At 33.3% G+C, this 237-nt stretch carries 1 protein-coding gene; it reads right to left on the bottom strand.

Features of this window, described 5'->3' with window-relative positions; genetic code table 11:
• Positions 1-237, bottom strand: a 237-nt coding sequence (locus tag FSY98_RS16555; protein WP_144877794.1) for an undecaprenyl phosphate translocase family protein, incomplete at both ends; no start/stop codon positions are given.

Genomic DNA, 237 nt, shown 5'->3' with positions numbered 1-237 from the left:
GGGAACACAATTACAATCGAACCGATAACTAGTCCAATAATTGCCGCAAATGTCATACTTTTATAACGATCTAATAAGAAACTAATTCCTTTACTACTTACAACAAACCCTACCATAACACCAGCACCAATAACTGCGATTAAAGGTAAGTTGAGTGTAGTTAAAGCATTAATTGCTGTTGGATACACACCAATAATTAATAAAATAAATGATCCGCTAATTCCAGGAAGTAACATA

This window comes from Microbacterium sp. 1.5R (assembly GCF_007667425.1).
Lineage (GTDB): Bacteria > Actinomycetota > Actinomycetes > Actinomycetales > Microbacteriaceae > Microbacterium.
The sequence above is the reverse complement of the archived record's forward strand: the minus strand, read 5'-3'. Positions and strand labels throughout refer to the sequence as shown.